Source organism: Streptomyces sp. NPDC079020 (assembly GCF_044542225.1).
Lineage (GTDB): Bacteria > Actinomycetota > Actinomycetes > Streptomycetales > Streptomycetaceae > Streptomyces.
This window is the reverse complement of sequence record NZ_JBITUB010000005.1, coordinates 73,514-93,578: the sequence shown is the minus strand read 5'-3', so window position 1 is coordinate 93,578 and position 20,065 is coordinate 73,514. Positions and strand designations below refer to the sequence as shown.

The 20,065-nt window shown below is 70.8% G+C and carries 22 protein-coding genes and 3 pseudogenes; 15 read left to right on the top strand and 10 right to left on the bottom strand.

What is annotated here, in order from left to right; all coding sequences use genetic code 11:
• Positions 1–72 precede the first annotated feature (72 nt).
• The 3 genes from ACIGJO_RS12200 to ACIGJO_RS12190 all read right to left on the bottom strand — a co-directional run bounded on the left by ACIGJO_RS12200 (position 73) and on the right by ACIGJO_RS12190 (position 2,358).
• Positions 73–1,029: a GlxA family transcriptional regulator gene (locus ACIGJO_RS12200; RefSeq protein WP_399955978.1), complete on the bottom strand. Its 957-nt coding sequence runs from the start codon at positions 1,027–1,029 to the stop codon at positions 73–75.
• Between the two features lie 137 nt (positions 1,030–1,166).
• Positions 1,167–1,694, bottom strand: coding sequence for a hypothetical protein (locus tag ACIGJO_RS12195; RefSeq protein WP_399955975.1), 528 nt, complete (start codon positions 1,692–1,694; stop codon positions 1,167–1,169).
• Between the two features lie 451 nt (positions 1,695–2,145).
• The gene (locus ACIGJO_RS12190) at positions 2,146–2,358 is read right to left on the bottom strand and encodes a hypothetical protein (protein WP_399955972.1); all 213 of its coding nucleotides are present in this window, start codon (positions 2,356–2,358) and stop codon (positions 2,146–2,148) included.
• Between the two features lie 207 nt (positions 2,359–2,565).
• Here ACIGJO_RS12190 and ACIGJO_RS12185 point away from each other — a divergent pair.
• From ACIGJO_RS12185 to ACIGJO_RS12175, 3 genes and pseudogenes are all read left to right on the top strand, one after another.
• A pseudogene (locus tag ACIGJO_RS12185) lies at positions 2,566–3,172 on the top strand (RNA polymerase sigma factor).
• A 187-nt stretch (positions 3,173–3,359) separates the two neighbouring features.
• Complete coding sequence (locus ACIGJO_RS12180) at positions 3,360–3,563, top strand: hypothetical protein (RefSeq protein ID WP_399955970.1); 204 nt, start codon at positions 3,360–3,362, stop codon at positions 3,561–3,563.
• 11 nt (positions 3,564–3,574) lie between these two features.
• On the top strand, positions 3,575–3,733 hold the full coding sequence (locus ACIGJO_RS12175) for a hypothetical protein (RefSeq protein WP_399955967.1): 159 nt from the start codon (positions 3,575–3,577) through the stop codon (positions 3,731–3,733).
• A gap of 52 nt (positions 3,734–3,785) precedes the next feature.
• On the opposite strand, the gene ACIGJO_RS12170 is transcribed toward ACIGJO_RS12175, so the two are convergent.
• Positions 3,786–4,340, bottom strand: coding sequence for a GNAT family N-acetyltransferase (locus tag ACIGJO_RS12170; RefSeq protein ID WP_399955964.1), 555 nt, complete (start codon positions 4,338–4,340; stop codon positions 3,786–3,788).
• A 117-nt stretch (positions 4,341–4,457) separates the two neighbouring features.
• Between ACIGJO_RS12170 and thpR the strand changes: the two genes are divergently transcribed.
• On the top strand, positions 4,458–5,084 hold the full coding sequence (thpR, locus tag ACIGJO_RS12165; RefSeq protein ID WP_399955961.1) for an RNA 2',3'-cyclic phosphodiesterase: 627 nt from the start codon (positions 4,458–4,460) through the stop codon (positions 5,082–5,084).
• 110 nt (positions 5,085–5,194) lie between these two features.
• Here thpR and ACIGJO_RS12160 read toward each other — a convergent pair.
• Positions 5,195–5,839, bottom strand: a pseudogene (locus ACIGJO_RS12160) (transcriptional regulator); the annotation flags it as partial.
• Between ACIGJO_RS12160 and ACIGJO_RS12155 the strand changes: the two are divergent.
• A complete protein-coding gene (locus ACIGJO_RS12155; protein ID WP_399956925.1) occupies positions 5,791–6,291 on the top strand; it encodes an SDR family NAD(P)-dependent oxidoreductase in 501 nt (166 codons plus the stop codon). The pseudogene ACIGJO_RS12160 and the gene ACIGJO_RS12155 sit on opposite strands and share 49 nt — an antisense overlap.
• 340 nt (positions 6,292–6,631) lie before the next feature.
• On the opposite strand, the gene ACIGJO_RS12150 is transcribed toward ACIGJO_RS12155, so the two are convergent.
• On the bottom strand, positions 6,632–8,038 hold the full coding sequence (locus ACIGJO_RS12150) for an FAD-dependent oxidoreductase (RefSeq protein ID WP_399955958.1): 1,407 nt from the start codon (positions 8,036–8,038) through the stop codon (positions 6,632–6,634).
• Positions 8,039–8,142: 104 nt separating this feature from the next.
• Here ACIGJO_RS12150 and ACIGJO_RS12145 point away from each other — a divergent pair, with 104 nt between their 5' ends.
• Positions 8,143–8,526 carry an ArsR/SmtB family transcription factor gene (locus tag ACIGJO_RS12145; protein WP_399955955.1) on the top strand — a complete coding sequence of 128 codons (384 nt, stop codon included), beginning with the start codon at positions 8,143–8,145 and terminating at the stop codon, positions 8,524–8,526.
• 52 nt (positions 8,527–8,578) lie between these two features.
• Here ACIGJO_RS12145 and arsB read toward each other — a convergent pair whose 3' ends face one another.
• A complete protein-coding gene (arsB, locus tag ACIGJO_RS12140; protein WP_399956922.1) occupies positions 8,579–9,643 on the bottom strand; it encodes an ACR3 family arsenite efflux transporter in 1,065 nt (354 codons plus the stop codon).
• An 89-nt stretch (positions 9,644–9,732) separates the two neighbouring features.
• A complete protein-coding gene (locus tag ACIGJO_RS12135) occupies positions 9,733–10,041 on the bottom strand; it encodes an ArsR/SmtB family transcription factor (protein ID WP_399955952.1) in 309 nt (102 codons plus the stop codon).
• A 90-nt stretch (positions 10,042–10,131) separates the two neighbouring features.
• On the opposite strand from ACIGJO_RS12135, the gene ACIGJO_RS12130 reads away from it, so the two are divergent.
• The 3 genes from ACIGJO_RS12130 to ACIGJO_RS12120 all read left to right on the top strand — a co-directional run bounded on the left by ACIGJO_RS12130 (position 10,132) and on the right by ACIGJO_RS12120 (position 12,287).
• Positions 10,132–10,554 carry an arsenate reductase ArsC gene (locus tag ACIGJO_RS12130; RefSeq protein ID WP_399955949.1) on the top strand — a complete coding sequence of 141 codons (423 nt, stop codon included), beginning with the start codon at positions 10,132–10,134 and terminating at the stop codon, positions 10,552–10,554.
• Positions 10,555–10,802: 248 nt separating this feature from the next.
• The gene (locus ACIGJO_RS12125) at positions 10,803–11,519 is read left to right on the top strand and encodes a hypothetical protein (protein ID WP_399955946.1); all 717 of its coding nucleotides are present in this window, start codon (positions 10,803–10,805) and stop codon (positions 11,517–11,519) included.
• A 192-nt stretch (positions 11,520–11,711) separates the two neighbouring features.
• On the top strand, positions 11,712–12,287 hold the full coding sequence (locus ACIGJO_RS12120) for a TetR/AcrR family transcriptional regulator (protein WP_399956919.1): 576 nt from the start codon (positions 11,712–11,714) through the stop codon (positions 12,285–12,287).
• Between the two features lie 13 nt (positions 12,288–12,300).
• On the opposite strand, the gene ACIGJO_RS12115 is transcribed toward ACIGJO_RS12120, so the two are convergent.
• A complete protein-coding gene (locus ACIGJO_RS12115; RefSeq protein WP_399955944.1) occupies positions 12,301–13,320 on the bottom strand; it encodes an SMP-30/gluconolactonase/LRE family protein in 1,020 nt (339 codons plus the stop codon).
• A gap of 200 nt (positions 13,321–13,520) precedes the next feature.
• Here ACIGJO_RS12115 and ACIGJO_RS12110 point away from each other — a divergent pair, with 200 nt between their 5' ends.
• Both ACIGJO_RS12110 and ACIGJO_RS12105 read left to right on the top strand, forming a co-directional pair.
• Positions 13,521–15,344 (top strand): flavin-containing monooxygenase, encoded by a 1,824-nt coding sequence (locus tag ACIGJO_RS12110; protein ID WP_399955941.1) that lies wholly within the window; start codon positions 13,521–13,523, stop codon positions 15,342–15,344.
• Between the two features lie 74 nt (positions 15,345–15,418).
• Entirely contained in the window at positions 15,419–16,081 is a 663-nt protein-coding gene (locus ACIGJO_RS12105) for a lysophospholipid acyltransferase family protein (protein ID WP_399955938.1), read from the top strand.
• Here ACIGJO_RS12105 and ACIGJO_RS12100 read toward each other — a convergent pair.
• Positions 16,075–16,359: pseudogene (locus ACIGJO_RS12100) on the bottom strand (DJ-1/PfpI family protein); the annotation flags it as partial. The gene ACIGJO_RS12105 and the pseudogene ACIGJO_RS12100 sit on opposite strands and share 7 nt — an antisense overlap.
• 253 nt (positions 16,360–16,612) lie before the next feature.
• Here ACIGJO_RS12100 and ACIGJO_RS12095 point away from each other — a divergent pair.
• From ACIGJO_RS12095 to ACIGJO_RS12080, 4 genes are all read left to right on the top strand, one after another.
• Entirely contained in the window at positions 16,613–17,350 is a 738-nt protein-coding gene (locus ACIGJO_RS12095; protein WP_399955935.1) for a DJ-1/PfpI family protein, read from the top strand.
• Between the two features lie 176 nt (positions 17,351–17,526).
• Entirely contained in the window at positions 17,527–18,015 is a 489-nt protein-coding gene (locus ACIGJO_RS12090) for a GNAT family N-acetyltransferase (protein ID WP_399955932.1), read from the top strand.
• A 325-nt stretch (positions 18,016–18,340) separates the two neighbouring features.
• Positions 18,341–19,330, top strand: coding sequence for an L-histidine N(alpha)-methyltransferase (locus ACIGJO_RS12085; protein ID WP_399955929.1), 990 nt, complete (start codon positions 18,341–18,343; stop codon positions 19,328–19,330).
• 39 nt (positions 19,331–19,369) lie between these two features.
• Positions 19,370–20,035: a HemK2/MTQ2 family protein methyltransferase gene (locus ACIGJO_RS12080; protein WP_399955925.1), complete on the top strand. Its 666-nt coding sequence runs from the start codon at positions 19,370–19,372 to the stop codon at positions 20,033–20,035.
• Positions 20,036–20,065 lie beyond the last annotated feature (30 nt).

Below are 20,065 nucleotides of genomic sequence, written 5' to 3'. Positions count from 1 at the left end.
GCGCGGCATCCGCTGGTAACAGCGGCGTGATCGCCACGGTCCGCAAGGATCGCGCCAGGCGGCGGCGAACGACTACTGCCCCTGGGTGAAGGTGCGCCGATACTCGCTCGGTGTGGTGTCGAGGATGCGCTGGAAGTGCAGCCGCAGATTCGCACCGGTACCGAGGCCGACGTCGGCGGCGATCTGTTCGACGCTCCGCTGTGAACGTTCGAGCAGCTCACGGGCCAGATCGATGCGGGCTCGCATGACCCACTGCATCGGCGTGTACCCCGTGTCCTCGACGAAGCGCCGCGAGAACGTGCGCGGCGACACCGCCGCATGCCGGGCGAGCACGTCAAGGGTGAGGGGCTCACCGAGGCGGTGCAGCGCCCACTCCCGCGTGGCGGCGAACCGCTCGCCGAGCGACTCGGGCACACTCCGCGGCACGTACTGTGCCTGACCGCCGCTGCGGTAGGGGGCCGCCACCAGGCGCCGCGCCGCGTGGTTCGAAGCGGCCACTCCCAGATCGCCGCGCAGAATGTGCAGGCACAGGTCGATGCCCGAGGCGGCGCCGGCCGACGTCAGTACGCTGCCCTCGTCGACGAACAGAACGTTCTCGTCGACCTGAACGAGTGGACGCTTCGCCGCGAGCGCCCGCGTGTAGTGCCAGTGAGTCGTGGCGCGTTTGCCGTCGAGCAGGCCCGTGGCAGCGAGTGCGAAGGCGCCCGTGGAGATGGCGGCGAGCCGGGCGCCCCGATCGTGGGCGGCGATCAGCGCATCGACGACGGCTCGCGGCGGATCGTCACGGTCCGGGTGCCGGTAGCCGGGAACGAAGACGATGTCGGCCCACGCGAGTGCGTCGATGCCGTGGGCGACGTAGTACGACAGGCCGTCGCCGCCGGCCACGAGACCGGGTGCCGCGCCGCACACCCGTACCTCGTACGGCATGCTCGCGCGGGTCGTGAACACCTGCGCGGGAATACCGACATCAAGAGGCTTCGCACCCTCGAGCACGAGGACGGCGACGTGGTACAGGGGTGAGGCGGGCACGAGGAAGAGGGTACGGGGGATGCGGAGCGCATCGGCCCAGCCGCGGTCCTGCCGCGGATCCGGACAGTGCTGCCGTCATCCGATCGCTCAGGACTCGATCATGAGTACGGCGACCCCACGGCCTTCCGCAACACCCTTTAGCCGACCCATCCCCGCAACAGTTCCTCCCGCTCCGCCTCGCGGGGCGATCCGCCCTCCCATGCGCGGCCCCACTCCGACATCGCCGCCAGCGCCGTGGACATCGTCGCGGCGCCCTCGGTGAGGCGGGACAGGAGGGCTCGGGAAAGATCGACCTCTGTGGCGGAGTAGCCCACGGCGGCGGCCACGTAGGAATGGAGCTCGTGGATCCCGGTGGACGATTCCACGCGCACCGACATCATTGGCGGTGCCTCGTCCGCATGGCCCAGGCCCACGGGCGTGGCCAGGTTCAGCACCACGCCCAGCGCCACGTCCTTCAGTACGCCGACCTGCCGCTTGAGGGACTTCACGGGGGCGTCGGCCACTGTCAGGGCTCGCACGTCCTCCCACAGATGGAGGCCGGACTGCCCGTCGCCGAGAGCGTCCACGCCTTCGGAGGTCAGGCGTACCCCGGGACCCGGACCGGAGGGCTTCGCGCCCACGTACACATCGCCGCCGGCGATCCAGAACAGGCCCACCATGGCCATGTGTTGCTCACTTCCCACGACCGGAGAACTCTGTCGTGTCGCACATCAAACGAATCGGGACGCCCTCCGCAACGCGCGAAGGGGCCGGGAAGTTCCGGTTCCCGGCCCGTAAACTCTGCCCCAATCGGCGGGCGGACGTCCCACCGGCCTTCACGGTCTGTGCCACGAAGGCCGGGAAGGCGCGCCCGACTCGGGGGAATCAGCACGGAGTACGACCCTGAGGGCTGTCCCGTAGGTCCCCGGCGGGCGCACGACGACAGGGCCGTTCCGGGTTCCGGTGTCGGAACCCGGAGGGGGCGGCGCGCATCGCCGGCAGGGCCATGGGAAATGAGCCGCGCCGCCCTGCGGAACCGCCGGGAGGGGCATGCGGCATGCAGGGCACTCGTTCCGGTACCTCCCCGGGGCAGGCCGGGGGAACGGACCCGCGGATGTCCGCGGCATCCGCGCGGGATCAGAACAGCCGGACCGGTTCCGGCATCTCCGGGACCACGAACAGCACCGGGTCGCCCTGCGGTGCCTGGACCGGCTTCAGGCTTCCAGGACACGACTTCAGCTCCGCGGTTCTGCCCGACGCGGGGTCATGGCGGTAGACGAGGCCCTTGCGGCTGACCGCGACATCGCGGCCGCACCCGGGCTCGGGGCACTCCGTACGGGGAAGAGACATCTCCCCAGTCTGGCGCCTCCTTTGACCGGCCCCGCCCCCGCCCCGTCGAACTCGTCCCCGGGAACCGGCCCGTGCCCCGTGCCGGACCGTCCGAAAAGGGGCCCTCGTCCACGCGGCGGTGCTCCCCGCGAACGGTCATGAAACAGGTCACAGGAACCCGGCCGGGACCACGGAGAGACAACGAGTGTGAGGGAACCAGAAGACGACCTGCGCCGACGCGTGCGCGCAGGGGAACGCGAAGCATTCGCCGAGCTCTACGAACAATGCGCCCGCAGGGTCTACCGGCACGCGCTGCGGCTGACCGGTGACTGGTCGACGGCGGAGGAGGTCATGTCCGAAACCTTCCTGGCGGCCTGGCACGGGCGGGAACGTGTGGTGGACGGCGAGGGATCACTGCTGCCCTGGCTCCTGGGCATCGCCACCCACAAGTGCGAGAACGCCCGGCGCGGGCTCCGCCGACGCCTGGCCTTCCTGGCCCGCCAGCCGCAGCCCGCCCCCGTCGCCGACTTCGCTCCCGAGACCGTCGGGCGCCTTGACGACCTACGGCGCCTCCGGGCGGTCCGGGACGTGCTCCAGCACCTGCGGCGTCAGGAGCGCGAGGTGCTGTCCCTGTGCGTGTGGTCCGGGCCGGACTACCAGCAGACCGCCGAGGCCCTGGGCGTTCCCGTCGGGACGGTGCGCTCCCGTCTCTCGCGGGGCCCGGAAGAAGCTGGCCGGGCTCACGGAGGAAAGGGCGGAACCCACCACCGCCCGCGGAGAGATGACAAGTACGGCCGCACTCGCGGCCCTGCCCGTGCGGGAGGAGACCACATGAATCACGATGACACGCACCCTTCCCGGAACCACGACGAGGACGCCCGGGAGATCGCCCGGCTGCGGCCCGCTCCCGGACCAGCCTCTTCCCGCTCTGTTTCCCCCGGTTCTCCCGGATCTCGAAGTTCATCGCACCCCTTCATCTGGGGTGTTGCGACGACCACTAGAACTGAAGGACCACCCCGGGGGTGTCAACGGGCCGGACGGCGGGCGCCGTCCGGCCCGCCGCTGCCGTGCTCCAGCAGATCTCGGACGCCGCCGGCGGGAACGACGCCCCTGCCGTGCGGGACGACCAGTTCCTCTGCACCCGCTCCAAGGTCCGCCAAGCGGACCTGACCGGCGGCACGGCCGTGGTGAGGACTTCGCCTTTCTCGGCTCTCGCAGCTATCTGACCGAGGATGCCGTGTACGGGAAGTCCGGAACACTGCTGTCCAGCAGTGCCGAGATCCAGCACGGCATCGTCGACAAGGCCGGACGCAGACCCGCAGGGGCAGGTGAGTCCGCAGGGGAACGTGAGTCCGCCGGGGCACGTGAGCCCGCCGGAAGCAAGCGGAACAGCTGACTCGGTTGCCCACTCCCGGTCCAGGGGCGTGCTCCGCTCGGAGGAGTCCGATTCACGTGTGGGGCGGGCGATGCGACGGTGTGGGGGAGCGCCACTCGTCTTCGAGGATGCTGAAGAGTTCGGAGTCCCGCCAGCCGTCCCGGATCAGCGTGGTGTGACGCAGGCGCCCTTCCCATGTCATGCCGAGCTTGCGCAGAACCCGTGCCGACCCGAGGTTCCGGGGGTCGCACGTGGCATGGATGCGGTGGAGTCCGAGATCCTCGAACCCCCGTGCCAGCAGTTCTTCGCCGATCGCCGTTCCTGCTCCCTGCCCCCAGACCCGGGGATGCACGGCGTAGGTGATCTCACCCTGACGATGCGCCCGGCTCCGGACGTGGACTTCGCCCATCCCGACCACATCGGCCCCGAAGCGGGCTGTGTAGGCGAACCGCCGCTGAGGCGAGTGGGACCGGGCCGCGACCGCGGCCGCCACGAACGCACGCGTCTCCTCCTCGGTGTTCGGTCCCCAGCTCTGGAAGCGGCAGACCTGGGCGAGGGAGGCCCAGGAGTGGACAACTCGCCAGTCCGCGAGCTCGATTCTGCTCAGGGTCACCGAACGGCCGGCCATGAGACGATCTTGTCAGGTGAGGTCGCCCGGGGCTACCGGTCCGTCTCCGCCATCGCGAGGCCGTCTCCCGGACCCCGGTACCTCGGGCCGGTCACCGGATGCGGTACGAAGTCCGGTGTGAACGAACAGACTCAGCCCGCGACCGTTCGCGTGTTCATCGCCCTCGCCCCGCCCGACCACGCGAAGGAGGAACTCGCCCGGGAACTGCGCCCCGCCTATGACACGCATCCGGACCTGCGGTGGAACCGCATCAAGGACTGGCACATCACCCTGGCGTTCCTCGGGGAACTGCCGGTCGGGACGGTCCCGCTCCTGCGGGCGCCGCTCGCCCGCCTCGCGGCGGACCATCGGCCACCCCGTCTGGCACTGCGCGGCGGCGGAAGCTTCGACGACCGGGTGCTGTGGAGCGGAGTCGACGGAGACCTCGACGAGCTGCACACGCTCGCCGCCGAGGTGCGTACCGCGGTCAGGAGCAGCGGTGTCGCCTTCGAGGAACGACCCCTGCGCCCCCATCTCACGTTGGCCCGAGCCCGGCGTGGGGACCGGACCTCGGCCGGAGAAGTCGCCGAGACGCTCGCCGGCTTCACCGGCCGCCCCTGGCCGGCCGAACGTCTGCACCTGGTCGGCAGCAACGTCGGCCGCAGCCGTGGGCCGATCCACTACCGCGACATCGAGGCGTGGGCGCTCGGCGGTGACGACGGCGACCGCGATGGTGACCGCGATGGTGACCGCACCGGAACCTGAAGCGGTCGGCCGGTGAGGTCCGGTGGGGGTTGCCGGTGACGCCCGGCGCCGGGCGGTCACAGCACCGGGCGGTCACAGCACCGTACGCACCGGTTCCGCCGGTCGCGGGATCAGGAGTGCTCGTGGGCGGGAATGTCCTCGGTGGCGGCCCAGCTGGCGAGGAGTCGCAGCGCGTCATGGTCGGGGGTGTCCGGCGCGGCGGTGTACGCGGTGAGGGTCAGACCGGGCTGCGCGGGCAGCTCCATGGCGTTGAAGTCCAGGGCGAGGAAGCCGATGGCGGGGTGGCGGAAGGACTTGCGTCCGGTGTGATGCAGGCGCACGTTGTGTTTGGCCCAGGCGGCGCGGAAGTCCTCGCTACGGATGACGAGTTCGCCGATGAGGCCGGTCAGCCCGGTGTCATGAGGAGCTCTTCCGGCCTCGGTGCGCAGCAGGGAGACGGTGGTGTTCAGGGCCTCGTCCCAGTCGGGGAAGTAGTCCCTGCCGCGCGGGTCGAGGAACTGGAAGCGGGCGATGTTGACGGGGCGGGGCGCGTTCTCGGTGTAGAGGGGGGAGTAGAGGGCGCGGCCGAGGCGGTTGCCGGCGAGGATGTCCAGGCGGCCGTTACGGATGAAGGCCGGTGAGCCGGTCATGGAGTCCAGCACGCGCAGCATGCTGTCCGGCAGCGGTCCACGGGTGCGTACGGTACGGCGGGCGGGGCGTTTGGCCGCTGCGCGGGCCAGGTCGTGGAGGTGGGCGCGTTCCGCGTCGTCCAGCTCACATCATCACGATCTCCTCTCTGGCCGGAGCCGTCGGCCCGGAGTTCTGCGTCGCCTACGCCGCCGCGAAATTCGGTGTCGAGGGCTTCATGGAGTCCCTGCGCCACGACGTCGAGCCGTTCAACATCCGTACGACGATCGTCCAGCCGGGCTTCTTCCGCACCGAGCTGCTGGTGGATGCCTCCACCACCTGGGCGGAACTGTCCGTCGACGACTACGCCGAGCGCACCGCGGCCACCAAGAAGGTGTGGGAGTCCATGAACGGGCAGCAGGCCGGTGCCCCCGTGAAGCTCGCCGAGGCCCTGCTGACGATCGCGGGCCAGGAGCAGCCCCCGGCCCGCTTCGTCGCCGGTGCCATCGAGGCCGTTGCCGAAAAGGCCAGGGGACTGCTGGCGCAGGCCGAGGAATCGCGCGAGCTGGGCGCCTCCCTCGCCCACGACGACGCTGCCTGAGCGGCAGTGCCGCCGGCGGCCGACGACACCGAGCGCGACATCCGGGCGTCGGCGCCGGGCGCCCGACAGCCGGTCCACCTGCTGTTCGGCCCATTCGGGGGCGGCGAGCAGCGCGACGTGCGCGGCGGAGGCCGGTATGCCCCCCCAGCGGGGGAGGTCCAGGCCCGGACCGGTCAGGAAGACCCACCGTGAACCGGAACCGGGGCCAGAAACGGAACCGGAACCGGGGCCAGAAACGGAACCGGAACCAGAACCGGAACCGGAACCGGAACCGGGAGCACGGCGCGAGGCCGCGGCCGGTGTCCTGTCCCGGTCGCGGCCCCGCGGGCTCTGAGCCCGGTCACGAGCAGCAGCCGCCCGATGACGCCTCGTTCCGGGCGGTCGCCAGGGGCAGGGAGGTGCCGGCAGTGCCAACGGTGCCGGGCTGTACGCGTTCGGAGGCCGGTGCGGTACGGCAGCATCCGGCGTCGGTCTGTCCGGCGGTGGGGTCGTCGAAGAGGCCGGCGCCACCGCAGACCCCGGTTTCGGGGAGGGTGAGTTCGACGCGGTCGGCGGAGTCGGTGTCGCCGGCGAGGGCGGCGACGACGGATCGGACCTGTTCGTAACCGGTCATGGCGAGGAAGGTCGGGGCGCGGCCGTAGGACTTCATCCCGACGAGGTGGACGTCTGCCTCGGGGTGGGACAGCTCGCGGTGGCCGTGGGGCTGGACAGTGCCGCAGGAGTGCTGGTTGGGGTCGATCAGCGGTGCCAGTCCGGTGGGTGCCTGGAGGCGTTCGTCCAGGCCGAGGCGGAGTTCGGAGAGGAACGAGAGATCGGGCCGGAACCCGGTGAGCACGATCACCTCGTCGACCGGGTCGAGGCGGCGTCCGTCCTCGGCGGTCAGGGCGAGGCGGCCGTCGTCGGTGCGCCGGACGCTCTCGGTGCGGAAGCCGGTGACCGCGTCGGCGTGGCCGTCCTCGACGGCGGCCTTCGCGGCGAGTCCGAGGGCGCCGCGGGCGGGCAGCTGATCGGCCTCCCCGCCGCCGAAGGTGGAGCCGTTGATGCCGCGGCGCAGGATCCACACCGCGTGCGTGCCGGGCTCGTCCTTCGCGAGGCCGGCGAGGGCGGCCAGGGCGGTGAACGCGGAGGCACCGGACCCGATCACGGCGGTTCGCCTGCCTGCGTAGCGGGCGCGGACGGCCGGGTCCTGGAGGTCGGGGACGCGGTAGGCGATGCGGTCGGCGGCGGCCTTCTCCCCGAGGGCTGGCAGCCCGCTCGCCCCGGCCGGGCCCGGGGTCCTCCAGGTGCCGGAGGCGTCGATGACGGCGCGGGCGAGGACGCGTCGCTCCCCGTCAGGGGTGGTGAGGTGCAGGACGAAGGGCAGGCTGTCGCGGTCGGCGTCGACGATACGGTCGCGGCCGGCGCGGGAGACCCCGGTGACGGTCGCGTCGTAGCGGATGCGGTCGCCCAGGACATCGGCCAGTGGCTGGAGGTACCGGACGGCCCAGTCCCCTCCCGTCGGGTACGTGTCCGCGTCGGGCCTGGCCCAGCCGGTCGGTGCCAGAAGCTTCTCGGCGGCCGGGTCGGTGATCTCGCCCCAGGTGGAGAACAGCCGCACGTGCGACCAGTCGCGCACCGAGGTGGCGGCGGCGGGGCCTGCCTCCAGGACCAGTGGTTCGATGCCGCGCTCGGTCAGGTGGGCGGCGGCTGCCAGCCCGACGGGGCCGGCGCCGATGACGGCGACCGGAAGGTCTGCGGTGGTGGTCATGGCGGTGATGTCCTCCGGGACGAGCGGCCTGCCCGAGCCGCTGTTTCGATTGCTGTCGATATTCGAACCTTGCACCCGGTATTGATGAATGTCAACATAGACATATGTCGAAGTCCGAGGTTGTGGAACTGCCGGTCCTGGACCCCGCCGCCGCGGTGCCGTGCTGCCCGCCGATCACCGCCGGGGAACTGTCGCAGGACGACGCGGAGAGGATGGCCGCCATGTTCAAGGCGCTGTCCGACCCGGTACGGCTGCGTCTGTTCTCCAAGGTCGCCTCCCATCCCGGCGGCGAGGCATGCGTGTGCGACATCTCCGACGTCGGCGTCTCCCAGCCGACCGTTTCCCACCACCTGAAGAAGCTGCGCGAAGCCGGGCTCCTGACCTCCGAACGGCGGGGGACCTGGGTCTACTACCGGGTCGCCCCGTCCGTGGTGGCGGCCATGTCCGCCATGCTCGACCTGCGCACCACCTCTGCTCGCGGCCGCTGACCGCCGGGCCTCCCGGCCCCGGAAGCCGGCGCCCGGAGGCCGGGGCGGTATGTCAGCCGGTCCTGCCCGGTGTGGTGAGCGCCGAGGGGGTGAACGTCCTGCGCCAGGCGAGCGCGACGTACACGAGCCCGATCAGGACCGGCACTTCGATGAGCGGGCCCACGACGCCGGACAGCGCCTGGCCCGAGGTGACGCCGAAGGTGGCGATGGCCACGGCGATGGCGAGTTCGAAGTTGTTGCCCGCCGCGGTGAACGCGAGGGTGCTCGTGCGGTCGTAGGCGAGTCCGAGGCTCTTGCCGAGAAGGAACGAGCCGAAGAACATGATGGCGAAGTACACGAGCAGCGGCAGGGCGATCCGGGCGACGTCCAGGGGCTGGGAGGTGATCGTCCTCCCCTGCAGGGCGAACAGGATCACGATCGTGAAGAGCAGGCCGTACAGGGCCCAGGGGCCGATCCTCGGCAGGAACGCCGCTTCGTAGGCCTGGCGGCCCATCCTCTTCTCGCCGATGCGGCGGGTGAGGAACCCGGCGAGCAGCGGGACGCCGAGGAAGACGATGACGTTGAGCGCGATGTGCCACACCGGTACGTCCAGGCCCTGGCCGTCGCCCAGACCCAGCCACCGCGGCAGCAGGTCGAGGTAGAACCAGCCCAGCACGCCGAACGCGATGACCTGGAAGACGGAGTTGAGTGCGACGAGTACGGCTGCGGCTTCGCGGTCGCCGCAGGCGAGGTCGTTCCAGATGATGACCATGGCGATGCAGCGGGCCAGGCCGACGATGATCAGGCCGGTCCGGTACTCGGGCAGGTCGGGAAGGAAGATCCACGCGAGGGCGAACATGACGGCCGGGCCGGCGACCCAGTTGATGACCAGCGAGGACACCATCAGTCTGCGGTCGCCGGTGACGGTGTCGAGCCTGTCGTAGCGGACCTTGGCCAGCACCGGGTACATCATGACGAGCAGGCCCAGTGCGATCGGCAGTGAGATCCCGCCGACCTCGATCTTCGCCAGCGCGTCGTTCATCCCCGGGATGAGGCGGCCCAGGGCGAGGCCGACGGCCATGGCGAGCAGGATCCACGCCGCGAGGTACCGGTCGAGGGTGGAGAGCTTCCGGGCGATCGAGCCGCCCTCGCCCCCGGCCCGACCGGCAGTGGCCTGATCGCCGGCGTCGGCGGAGGAGAGGGAGGCCGTCGTGCTGCGCTCGGCGGTCACGGGCAGGCCCTCTTGTTCCTGCCCGCGGTACGGGCGGACTCGGCCAGCCCCGCGAACTGCTCCGAGAGGCCGGCGAGGACCTCGGGGCGCAGTTTGTAGTAGGTGAAGCGGCCGCACGGCTCGGTCTCCACCACACCGGCCTCGCGCAGGACCTTCAGATGGTTGGACAGATTGGTCTGCTTCGCGCCGGTCTCCTCGGCCAGGTGCGTCGTGCAGAGCGTCTCGCGCGCCAGCAGGGTCACGATCCGGAGGCGGAGCGGATCGCCCAGCACCCGGATCAGATCAGGATCGACTGAAGTCAGCATGTGCTGATACTTTCACGTCATCGCCCGCTGATGTCATCGAGGGCTGATTCATTTGGCGGCTTCCGCCGCCGCGAGACGGGAGAGTCACCCATGCCCGAGCCTTCCGGCCGGCCGGCCGTCCTGTTCGTCTGTGTCCACAACGCCGGCCGCTCCCAGATGGCCGCCGCCTGGCTGACCCGCCTCGCCGGGGACCGCGTCGAGGTCCGCTCGGCCGGCTCCGCCCCCGGCGACGCCGTCAACCCCGCCGCCGTCGAGGCCATGGCCGAGGTGGGGATCGACATCTCCGCCGAGGTCCCGAAGGTCCTCACTGCCGATACGGTCCGCGATTCGGATGTGTGTATCACCATGGGCTGCGGCGACAGCTGTCCTGTTTTCCCCGGCAAGCGCTACCTCGACTGGAAACTGGACGACCCGGCCGGGCGGGGTGTGGCGGCCGTGCGCCCCATCCGCGACGAGATCAGAACCCTGGTCGAGGAGCTGATCGCCGAGATCGCGCCGGAGGGCGCGGAGTGAGCGCGACGGGTGATGCCGCCGAGCACGCACGACGGAAGCCACCGGCAGCCGCACACGCGCAAGTCGGCAGGCGGTCAAAGACGGCTTTTCTCCCCGTTCCGTGACCTGTGCGGCGTTCTGGTCGGAACGGCACGCTCATGCTTAGCTATGGCGCGCGGGCCTGCCGCGGATCACGCCCCTCACCTTGGTGTCCCATGCATCCCCCGTGCTCACCGTGCGATTCCATTCCACCCGAGGAAGAGGCCTTCATGCGCTTAGCCAGACGTCTCACGGTCATGACCGCGGCCATCGCCGCGCTCACGCTGTCCCTCCTCACTCCGGCTTCCGCCGCAACCGCCTCCGCTCCCGCGCCCGCACCCGCGGATCGGGCAGCCGCGTCCGTCGGACCGGTGCAGTTGTACATCGGAGGCCTGGGAAGCGGCCCGTACAACGTCGCGGTGCAGTCAGCCGTCGGTACCGCGATGGACAGTGCGGTGGCCAAGGGGTTCGACCCCGCCCGCTGCGACCTGGTCAAGGGCCCCACCGTCGTCAACCAGCTCCCGAACGGATACGTGCAGGTCGCGGTCGAGTACCTCTGCGCGGGGGAACCCCACACCCCCGGACCGACGTTCGTCCTGAACCGCTATCACAAGAGCTCCGACACCCAGAGCAACAGCTGGTACCACCCCAACGGCTACCAGCTGCAGGGGCCGCTCGGTTCGCTCTACACCTACGCTGCCCCGGGCACCGAGCCGCTGTATCTCTGCCAGGTCAGGGGCGACCACTTCACCAGCACGGACGTCGGCTGTGAGGGCCAGCAGTACGTGACCCGCCTCGGCTGGCTCTACAACGCCCCGCAGGCCGGCGTGGCCACCGTTCCGCTGCTCCGCTGCCTGCGGAACGAGAACCGCCAGATCTTCGACTCGATCCAGACGAACTGCGAGGGCCAGATCTACGGCGGAGTGCTGGGATACACGCTGGCCTGAGGCCGGCCCGCTCGGACCCGCACTTCCCGGACATGCTCCGCCCGCCGGGGCGGGGCATGTCTGTGCGCACTCCCGCTTCCCCGCCCGGCGGCCTCCTCCATGCGCCCCGCTCGGCCGGTGTGTTCGAGCCCCCCGGGCAGGCCCGAGCGGTCCCCGTCCGGCCGGTACGCTTCCGGGGTGAAGCAGCAGCCCATGGCGGACGAGCGGCGGCCCGCGAACGACGGGCCGAAGGCCGCCGCCCGCAACCGTGCCGCTCTGGTCGCCGCCGCACGGGAGGTCTACGCGGAGTCCGGTCTGGACGCCCCGCTCTCCGCCGTCGCGCGTCGTGCCGGGGTCGGACAGGGCGTGCTGTACCGGCACTTTCCCGACCGGGCCGCCGTGGCGACCGCCGTTCTGGAGGAGAACGTACGGCAGATCGAACAGGCCGCGGCCGCCGAGGGCGCGGCCCTGGCCGGCGTTCTCGGCGTGATGACGTGGCACCTCACGGAGTCAGCGGCTTTCATCGGCCTCATGCACGCCGATGGCGCCGCAAGCCGCTCCGGCGTCCGCGCACATGCCCTGGCTCTCTCCGCGCGGGTCGAGCGCGGTCTGCGGGGACACCTGCCGGACGGATACCGGCTCGGTGGGGCGAACGACCTGATGCTCGCGGTCGCCATGGTCTCCGGAGCGGTCACCGGCCCCACCCGCGAGGAGCGCGAGCACCGGGCACTGGCCGCCTGGCGGCTGCTCGGCGTCGAGGTGGGACCGGTACGGCCCTTCGAGGGATGAGCGCGGGCCGGCGTCAGCCGCCGTTGGACTGCCGGATGCCTTCCGCCGGAGCGTCGAACGAGTACAGGAACCCTCCGGCGGGTCCGCTGACGGTCATGTAGGCCTTGGTCCCGCCGGGCGTGATCGCCACGTTCGTCACCGATTCGAGGCCTTCGGCGCGGGAGGGAATCTCCACCGTCGCGATGCGCTCACCGTGCTGGTCGTACACGGCCATCGCGGCCCGGCCGTGCAGTCCCTGGTAGAGGTTGGCGTCCGCGTCCACGGCGATCGAGTCGGTCTGGGCGATCCCGCCGTCGACGCGGATGGCGGTGTGCCGGGAAGCCACGCCCCCCTTTCCGTCGAGGCGAAGGTAGGAGATCCGGTTCTGGGTCAGCTCGCTGATCCACAGTCCCCGGTAGTCCACATCGAAGGAGATTCCGTTCGTCGAGGCCAGATCCTCGGCCAGCACGGTGGCCTTCGCGCCGTCGCGGTCGATCCGCACCACACGCCCGTGCTCCTCGCCCTCGGCCAGGCCGCGGGAGTCGCTGACGTACAGGTTGCCCTCCTCGTCGAAGGCGATGTCGTCGGGGTTCATCCGCGCCCCGTCGACCTCGCCGGTGAAGAAGGTCCGCGGATCGCCGCCGTCCGGGGCCAGGCTCACGACCTCGCCGTGGGCGTAGTCGGTGAGGTAGAGCCGTCCGTCGTACGGGCTGAACTGCGCCGAGGTGTAGGCCCCCCGGTCGTCGGTGTGGACCGCCCGCGACGTCTTCCTCCCGACGTCGACGCGTATCACCTTGGGCCGGCCCGCGGGCGCGGTGACATCGACGACGAACAGGCCGCCGTCCTCGCCGAAAGTGGGGCCCTCCAGCAGGGTCATCCCGGTTTCTTCGTGCACCTTTGTCAGCTGCATGACCTTGTGCGCGCGGATGATCCTGTCCGCGCCGGCGGGGGCCGCCCGGCCGCCGGGGTCGCCTGTGTACGTGCCGCACCCGGTGAGGGCCAGGGTGCCGGTGATGGCGAGGACGGCCAGGGGCCGGATGGAGAGTCGTCGCATGGAGGGATCACTCTTCCTGTCCGCCGTGTGCGAGTGCCTTCGGCCGGGGCCCGCGCCTGAAGCCCGGGGCGCGGACGGACTCCGGGCGAGCGCTGTGTGCACCCATGCGTCAACCGGACACTGTTGTCCGGTAGTTGCTACCGTAGCGGACGGCCGCTCCGTCCGGGGCGGCCCGGTCGACAGGATCGAGGTCCCCCCACGTGACAACCTCTCAAGCGCCGGCCCCCGACGGACCCGCCGCGCTGAGGGAGCGGTACCGCCTCGAACGTGAACGGCGTGTACGGCCCGACGGCGCCCGCCAATACCGCGACACCGACGCCGAGTTCGGCTACTACGCCGCCGATCCGTACGCGGGGGAGCCCACCGGGCGGGAGCCGCTGCACGACATCGTCGACGTCGCGGTGGTCGGCGGTGGATTCGGCGGCATCCTCGCCGGGGCGCGGATGCGGCAGCGGGGCGTGGAGCGCGTCCGGATCGTGGAGAAGGGCGGTGACTTCGGGGGCACGTGGTACTGGAACCGGTACCCGGGCATCCACTGCGACATCGAGTCGCACGTGTACCTGCCGATGCTCGACGAGACCGGGTACGTTCCGGAGTGGAAGTACTCTCCCGGTGAGGAGATACGCCGCCACGCGATGCGGATCGCAAGGGAGTTCACCCTCTACTCCGACGCGCTGTTCTCCACCGCGGTCACCTCACTCGCCTGGGACGAGGCATCCGGGACGTGGATCGTCTCCACCGACCGCGGCGACGCGTTCCGGGCCGTGTACGTCGTCACGGCCACCGGCACGCTCTCCGAGCCGAAGCTCCCCGGGATACCCGGCATCGAGGACTTCCGGGGCCACACCTTCCACACGTCCCGGTGGGACTACGCCTACACCGGCGGCACTCCGGACGGAGGCATGACCGGCCTCGCGCGGAAACGGGTGGGCGTCGTCGGCACCGGGGCCACCGGCGTCCAGGCCATACCCATGCTGGCCGAGGACGCCGGGCACGTCTACGTCTTCCAGCGCACCCCCTCCACCGTGGACGTGCGTGCCAACTGCCGTACCACCGCCCGGGACGTCGGCGCCGACCACGACGGCTGGGCGCGAGAACGCCGTGAGAACTATCTGCGGATCGTCTCCGGCGAGACGGCCGAACAGGATCTCGTGGCGGACCGCTGGACCATGTCGGCCCACCTCCTGGAGAAGCTCCTGCCGAGCTTCCGCCGGCAGGGCGACCGGAAGGCCTTCGAAGCCGCGTACGAGGCGGCCGACGCGGCCAAGATGAACGAACTCCGCACCCGCGTCGAACAGGCCGTCACCGACCCGGACACGGCGGAGAAGCTCAAACCCTGGTACCGGTACGCCTGCAAGCGCCCCACCTTCTCCGACACGTACTATCCGGCGTTCAACCGCGACAACGTCACCCTGGTCGACACCGCGGACACCCATGGCATCGAGCGCATCACCGAACACGGCGTCGTGGTCGGCGACACCTTCTATGAGCTCGACTGCCTGATCTTCGCCACGGGGTTCTCCGTCGGCACCTCCGGCATCCACTCCGGCAAGCTCCCCGTCCACGGCCGCGGCGGCACCCAGCTGCTGCACACCTGGGCGCGACGGGGCCCGCGCACTCTGCACGGCTTCACCAGCGACGGCTTCCCGAACCTGATCCAGATGGGGACCCTCCAGAACGCCAGCAGCGTCAACTTCACGCACATCCTGGACGAGCAGGCAGTCCACGCCGCCGCCCTCGTCGCGGCGGCCGAAGCCGGGGGCGCGCTCATCGAACCGTCCCGCGAGGCCGAGGACGCCTGGCTCGCCGTCCTGGCCGAGGGCGCTCCCGACCACGAGTGGTTCCACGCCGAGTGCACTCCCGGCTATTACAACCGCGAAGGGCGCGGCCGGCCGAACGGCCCGATCGCCTACCCCCACGGCGCCCACGCCTTCCACGAACTCCTGAAGCGATGGCGCGAGGAGTCCATGGCCGACGTCCTCCGGGCCAGGAACGGGATCCCGCCACGTCGGCCGGGAAGATGAGTACGACGACTCACGCCCCAGCGCCTTCCGCCGCCGACGATGAGGAACACCATCGTCGAAGACGGAGACCACACATGCTCAGCCGTATCGCCGGGATCCTGGCGCCGGGCGTCGGCCGCCTGTCGGTGACCACCGACTCCGGCACCGATCTCACGCCGGGCAGCATCATCGTCGCGAACCACACCTCGCTCGCCGACCCCGCCATCGTGCTCGCCGCCCTGTACCGCCTGGGCGCCGAGCCCGTCGTCATGGCGGCGGCCGGACTGTGGCGCGTTCCCCTGCTCGGCCGGGCCCTCGCCCGTGAGGGGCACATCCCCGTGTTCCGCCGGGACCGGCGGGCCGCGGCCGCGATCGACTCGGCGGCCGAGGCTCTCGCGCGCGGCAGGCTGATCCTCATCTACGCCGAAGGCGGCCTGCCCCGCCGCACGGACGCGGCGGAGGCGGCCCCGGGCACCTTCCACAGCGGCCTGGCCCGGCTCACCGAGCGCACCGGTGCCCCCGTCGTGCCCGTGGGCCAGGCCGGCGCCCGCCGCGTCACCTCGGGGAGCGTGGCGAAGCAGCTCGCCGGGCTGGCCACGGCACCGCTGCGCCGGCCCGGCCTGCACGTCCACGTGGGGGCCTCGCTGGAACTGAGCGGCGACCGCGCCACGCGGACGACGCGGGCCCGGAGCGCGGTGACCACGGCGTGGCGTACGGCCGCCGCCCGGCTCGGCGAACCCGCCGCACTCTCCGCGTAGGCCGCGCCTTCGGTTCGCACCGCCGGCCGGCAGGCGACGGGAGGGGCGGCGCGCCGGCCGTCGAGCAGGCCCGCCGCCGCCAGGACGCTGTCGCCCGTGCACACCGACGCGACCCGACGGCCGAGACCCGCCAGGCGGCGTACGTCCTGGACCAGCCGGGCGTTCCGCGCCGCCGCGGCATGGCCCGGTCCGCCGACCACCAGCAGGGTGTCGACCGGGCCGAGAGCACGTTCCAGGTCCGCCTGCGAGCCCAGGACCAGACCGGAGGAGCAGCGCACCGGGCGGCCCTCCGGGGTGACCAGGCGGACCTCGTAGCGCGGGCTCGCGCCGAGGTGCCGTAGCTGTCGTCGTGCGCCCGCCAGGGATTACGGGAAAGTCCTTAGCGAATGCGTCCGGAGGACAGGTATCCCAGAAATCCGGACAGGAGCCCGGAGCCGTCCGTCCGGGGCGTCGACACCGGGCGAGGCTTGCCGGGCGGCAGCCGGCCGCCCGGCATCCGCCGCCCGACCGCCCGCATCCAGGAGCCCTGTCATGACCGAGACCTCGCCCGCAGCTTCGCCCACGCCGACCGAGGACCCGACGAAGACCATCGCGTTCGTGCTGTACCCCGGGATCACTCCGCTGGACATCGTCGGCCCGCTCCAGGTCTTCGCGGCGCTGGGCGATCTCGTTCCCGGCTACCGCACCGTCGTGGTCGGTGAGCGGATCGAGCCGATGGCGAGCGACACCCCGCTGTCCCTCGTGCCCAGTCACACCTTCGACGGGATGGCGGATCCGCACGCGATGATCGTGCCCGGTGGACTCGTTCCCACCCTCGCCGCGATGGCCGACGAGAACCTGCTGCGGAACCTGCGCGAGACCGCGGCGCGTTCCCAGGTCGTCGGCTCCGTGTGCACCGGCTCGCTGCTGCTCGCGGCGGCCGGTCTCCTGGAGGGCCGCCGGGCCACCACGCACTGGATGTACCGCGACCTCCTCGCCAGGTTCGGGGCCACCCCGGTCACCCGGCGCTGGGTCGAGGACGGGCACGTCATCACCGCCGCGGGGGTCTCGGCGGGCATCGACATGGCACTGCACCTCGTCGGCCGCCTCGCCGGCGACAAGGTCGCGCGGATGGTGCAGCTGTTCATCGAGTACGACCCGGAGCCGCCCTTCGGCCCGATCGGCTGGGAGGCCGCCGACAGCGGCCAGTACGCGCCCTTCGCCGGAGAACTGCTCCAGAAGGCCCTGGCCGGCCACCCGGCCCTGCTGGCGCGGCTGAGCGATCAGTGACATGACCGGAAGCGGCTGCCCCGAACGAACGGGCACCCGCCGGTGCGTGCCCGCCGGCCGCATCGGACCATGGTCGGGGAGATGACGGATTCCGGAGCGGGGCAGCCTGCGATCGGAGTCGCCCGGAGCCTTGCTGTTGCCGGAACCGACCGACGTACGACGGGGGAGACCTGAGGATGTTCAGCGTGGAGTTGCGGCTGTCGGCGCGTGACATGGTGCCCGCCGACCTGGCGTCGTGCGGGTGGTCGGGGTCCGCACACCATTTGGCCGTCGTCGCCGAACAGTTGGCGCGCGTACGGCTCGGAGAGGTCGACTACCTGGCGGTCTGCCCCGATACGGACATCCCCGTGGCGAAGGGCGGTGTCGACTACGCGGTCAAGCGGGGGGTCGGCACTCTGTGGCAGCTCGCGGTGCATCCCGCACTGCAGTCGTGCGGGATCGGCACCTTCCTCGTCGGCGCCGCGGAGCAACGCATCAGGGCCCGGGGACTGCGGCACGCCGAACTCGGCGTGGAGGAGAGCAACCCCCGGGCGCGGGTGCTGTACGAACGACTGGGCTATGTCGCGTTCGACCGGCAGCCGGACGCGTGGGACGAGCAGGCCCGGGACGGGTCGGTGCGGCGCTACGAAACGATGTGCCCCCTGATGCGCAAGGACCTCCTCTGAAGCCGGGCCCCGGTGCGCCCACGCGTGCGAGGACATGAGTGGGCGTCGACTCCTCCCACGAGCAATCGGCTGCGCGTCGATGACCGAGTACTCGTTCCATGGTCGAATTCCGCACCGCCCCGAAGCCGGACGGTGAATTCGCGGGACGCGGCGGTTTGCGCTCTCTTGGGCAGTGGCAGAATCCACGGGGGCGGCCGGAACATCGACGGCCTATGCATCCTGTTTGATCGGAGCGCGCACGGCAGGCATGGGACCACGGCTGCTGATCGGGCAAGCCGGTCCGGGGAGCCAGGAGGGCGTTGCAGTGCTGAGTCGAGTCGACATCGTGGCGGTTGACAAGGGTGCCGCATTTTGGGATGACCGGTCGGCTCTCCTGGCCGGCCTCGGGGAGGAGCCGCCGCGGATTCCGGCTCATTTCGGGTACGACGCTCTCGGGTCGGATCTGTTCGAGTTGATCACCGAGCTGCCCGATTACTATCTCACTCGCGTCGAGTTCGGGCTGCTGAAGCGTCACGCCGAAGAAATGGCCGACCTGATCGGATGCGGGTCGATCGCCGAACTGGGCAGCGGAAGCGCCAAGAAGACCCGTTTGTTGTTGGCGGCCTGTGCCGCTCGCCGCCCGACGTCCTACCTGCCGATCGACGTCAGCCGCGAGATGCTGGAGACCAGCGGGCGGGACCTGGCCGCCGCGCTTCCCTCCCTGAGCGTGCGGGGTCTGTGGGGCCGGTACGAGGCCGGGCTGGCCTGGCTGCGGGAGAGCGAGCCGGAGCCGGTGGTGGTGTCATTCCTCGGAAGCAATCTCGGGAATATGCCACCGGCAGAGCTGGACGGACTGCTGTCCGAGATCGTCGGTACGCTTCGGCCCGGCGATGGATTCCTGGTATCGGTAGATCTCCTGAAGTCGACCCGGACACTTGAAGCCGCGTACAACGATCCCGTCGGCCGGTCGGTGTTCACGAGATTCCGGTTCAATCATCTGGATCATCTGAATCGGCGCTTCGACGGTAATTTCGACTCCCGGAATTTCCAGGTGCGGGCGCACTTCGACCCCGAAACCTCTGCCGTCGAGGCCCGGGTCTACGCGACGGAAGACCATTTCGTCGCGCTCCGTGCATTGAATCTTGAACTGAACCTGAGGCGCGGGGATTCACTCAACGTAGGGCTTTCTTACAAGTTCCGGCGCGAGCAGTTCGTGTCCGATGTCACCTCGCGCGGTCTCGATCTGAGCGCGGAGTGGATCGACGAGGAATGGCAGTACGGAATCTTCCTCTTCACGCGCTCCCATGATCTCCGTGAGCGCACCGATGAGATCTGACATGGGAGAGGGCGGTACTTTCGATGTGCGGATTGTGCCGTGTGGTTACTGAGACCTCCTGGTGTCTACCGGCCTCAGGCCGATACCTGGTTGCTGGCCCAGACGCTGCGTGACGCGGGAGTTCCCTTCGGGGCACGCGTGCTGGACATGTGCACAGGCACCGGCGCGCTGGCCATCGCCGCCGCCGGCGTGGGCGCGGGGCACGTCACGGCCGTGGACATCTCGCGCCGTGCCACGCTCACGACGCGGTTCAACACCCGGGTGCGCCGGCTTCCGGTCCGGGTCGAACGCAGGAACGCGCTGACGCTCCCCGCCCACCGGCAGTTCGACGTGATACTCGCCAACCCACCGTACGTACCGTCCCCCCGGCAGGAGCTTCCCCGGAGCGGAGCGGCCAGGGCCTGGGACGCCGCGCGGGACGGACGGGCGCTGCTGGACCCTCTGTGTGCCAGGGCTCCCGGGATGCTCGCCGACGGCGGCATGCTGCTCATCGTGCACTCCGATGTGTGCGGGGTGGAGCCCACGGTGGAACTGCTGCGCAGGGGAGGTCTGAAGGCCGCGGTGGTGGCTCGGCGGACGGTGCCCTTCGGGCCGGTCATGAAACGCCGTATCGCGCTGCTGGAGGAACGCGGGGTCATCAAGGCCGGACAACGCGAGGAGGAACTGGTCGTGATCCGTGGTGACAGGCGCGACCCTCCGCCGTAGTACGGAATCGGAGCAGGGCACCGGCGGCGA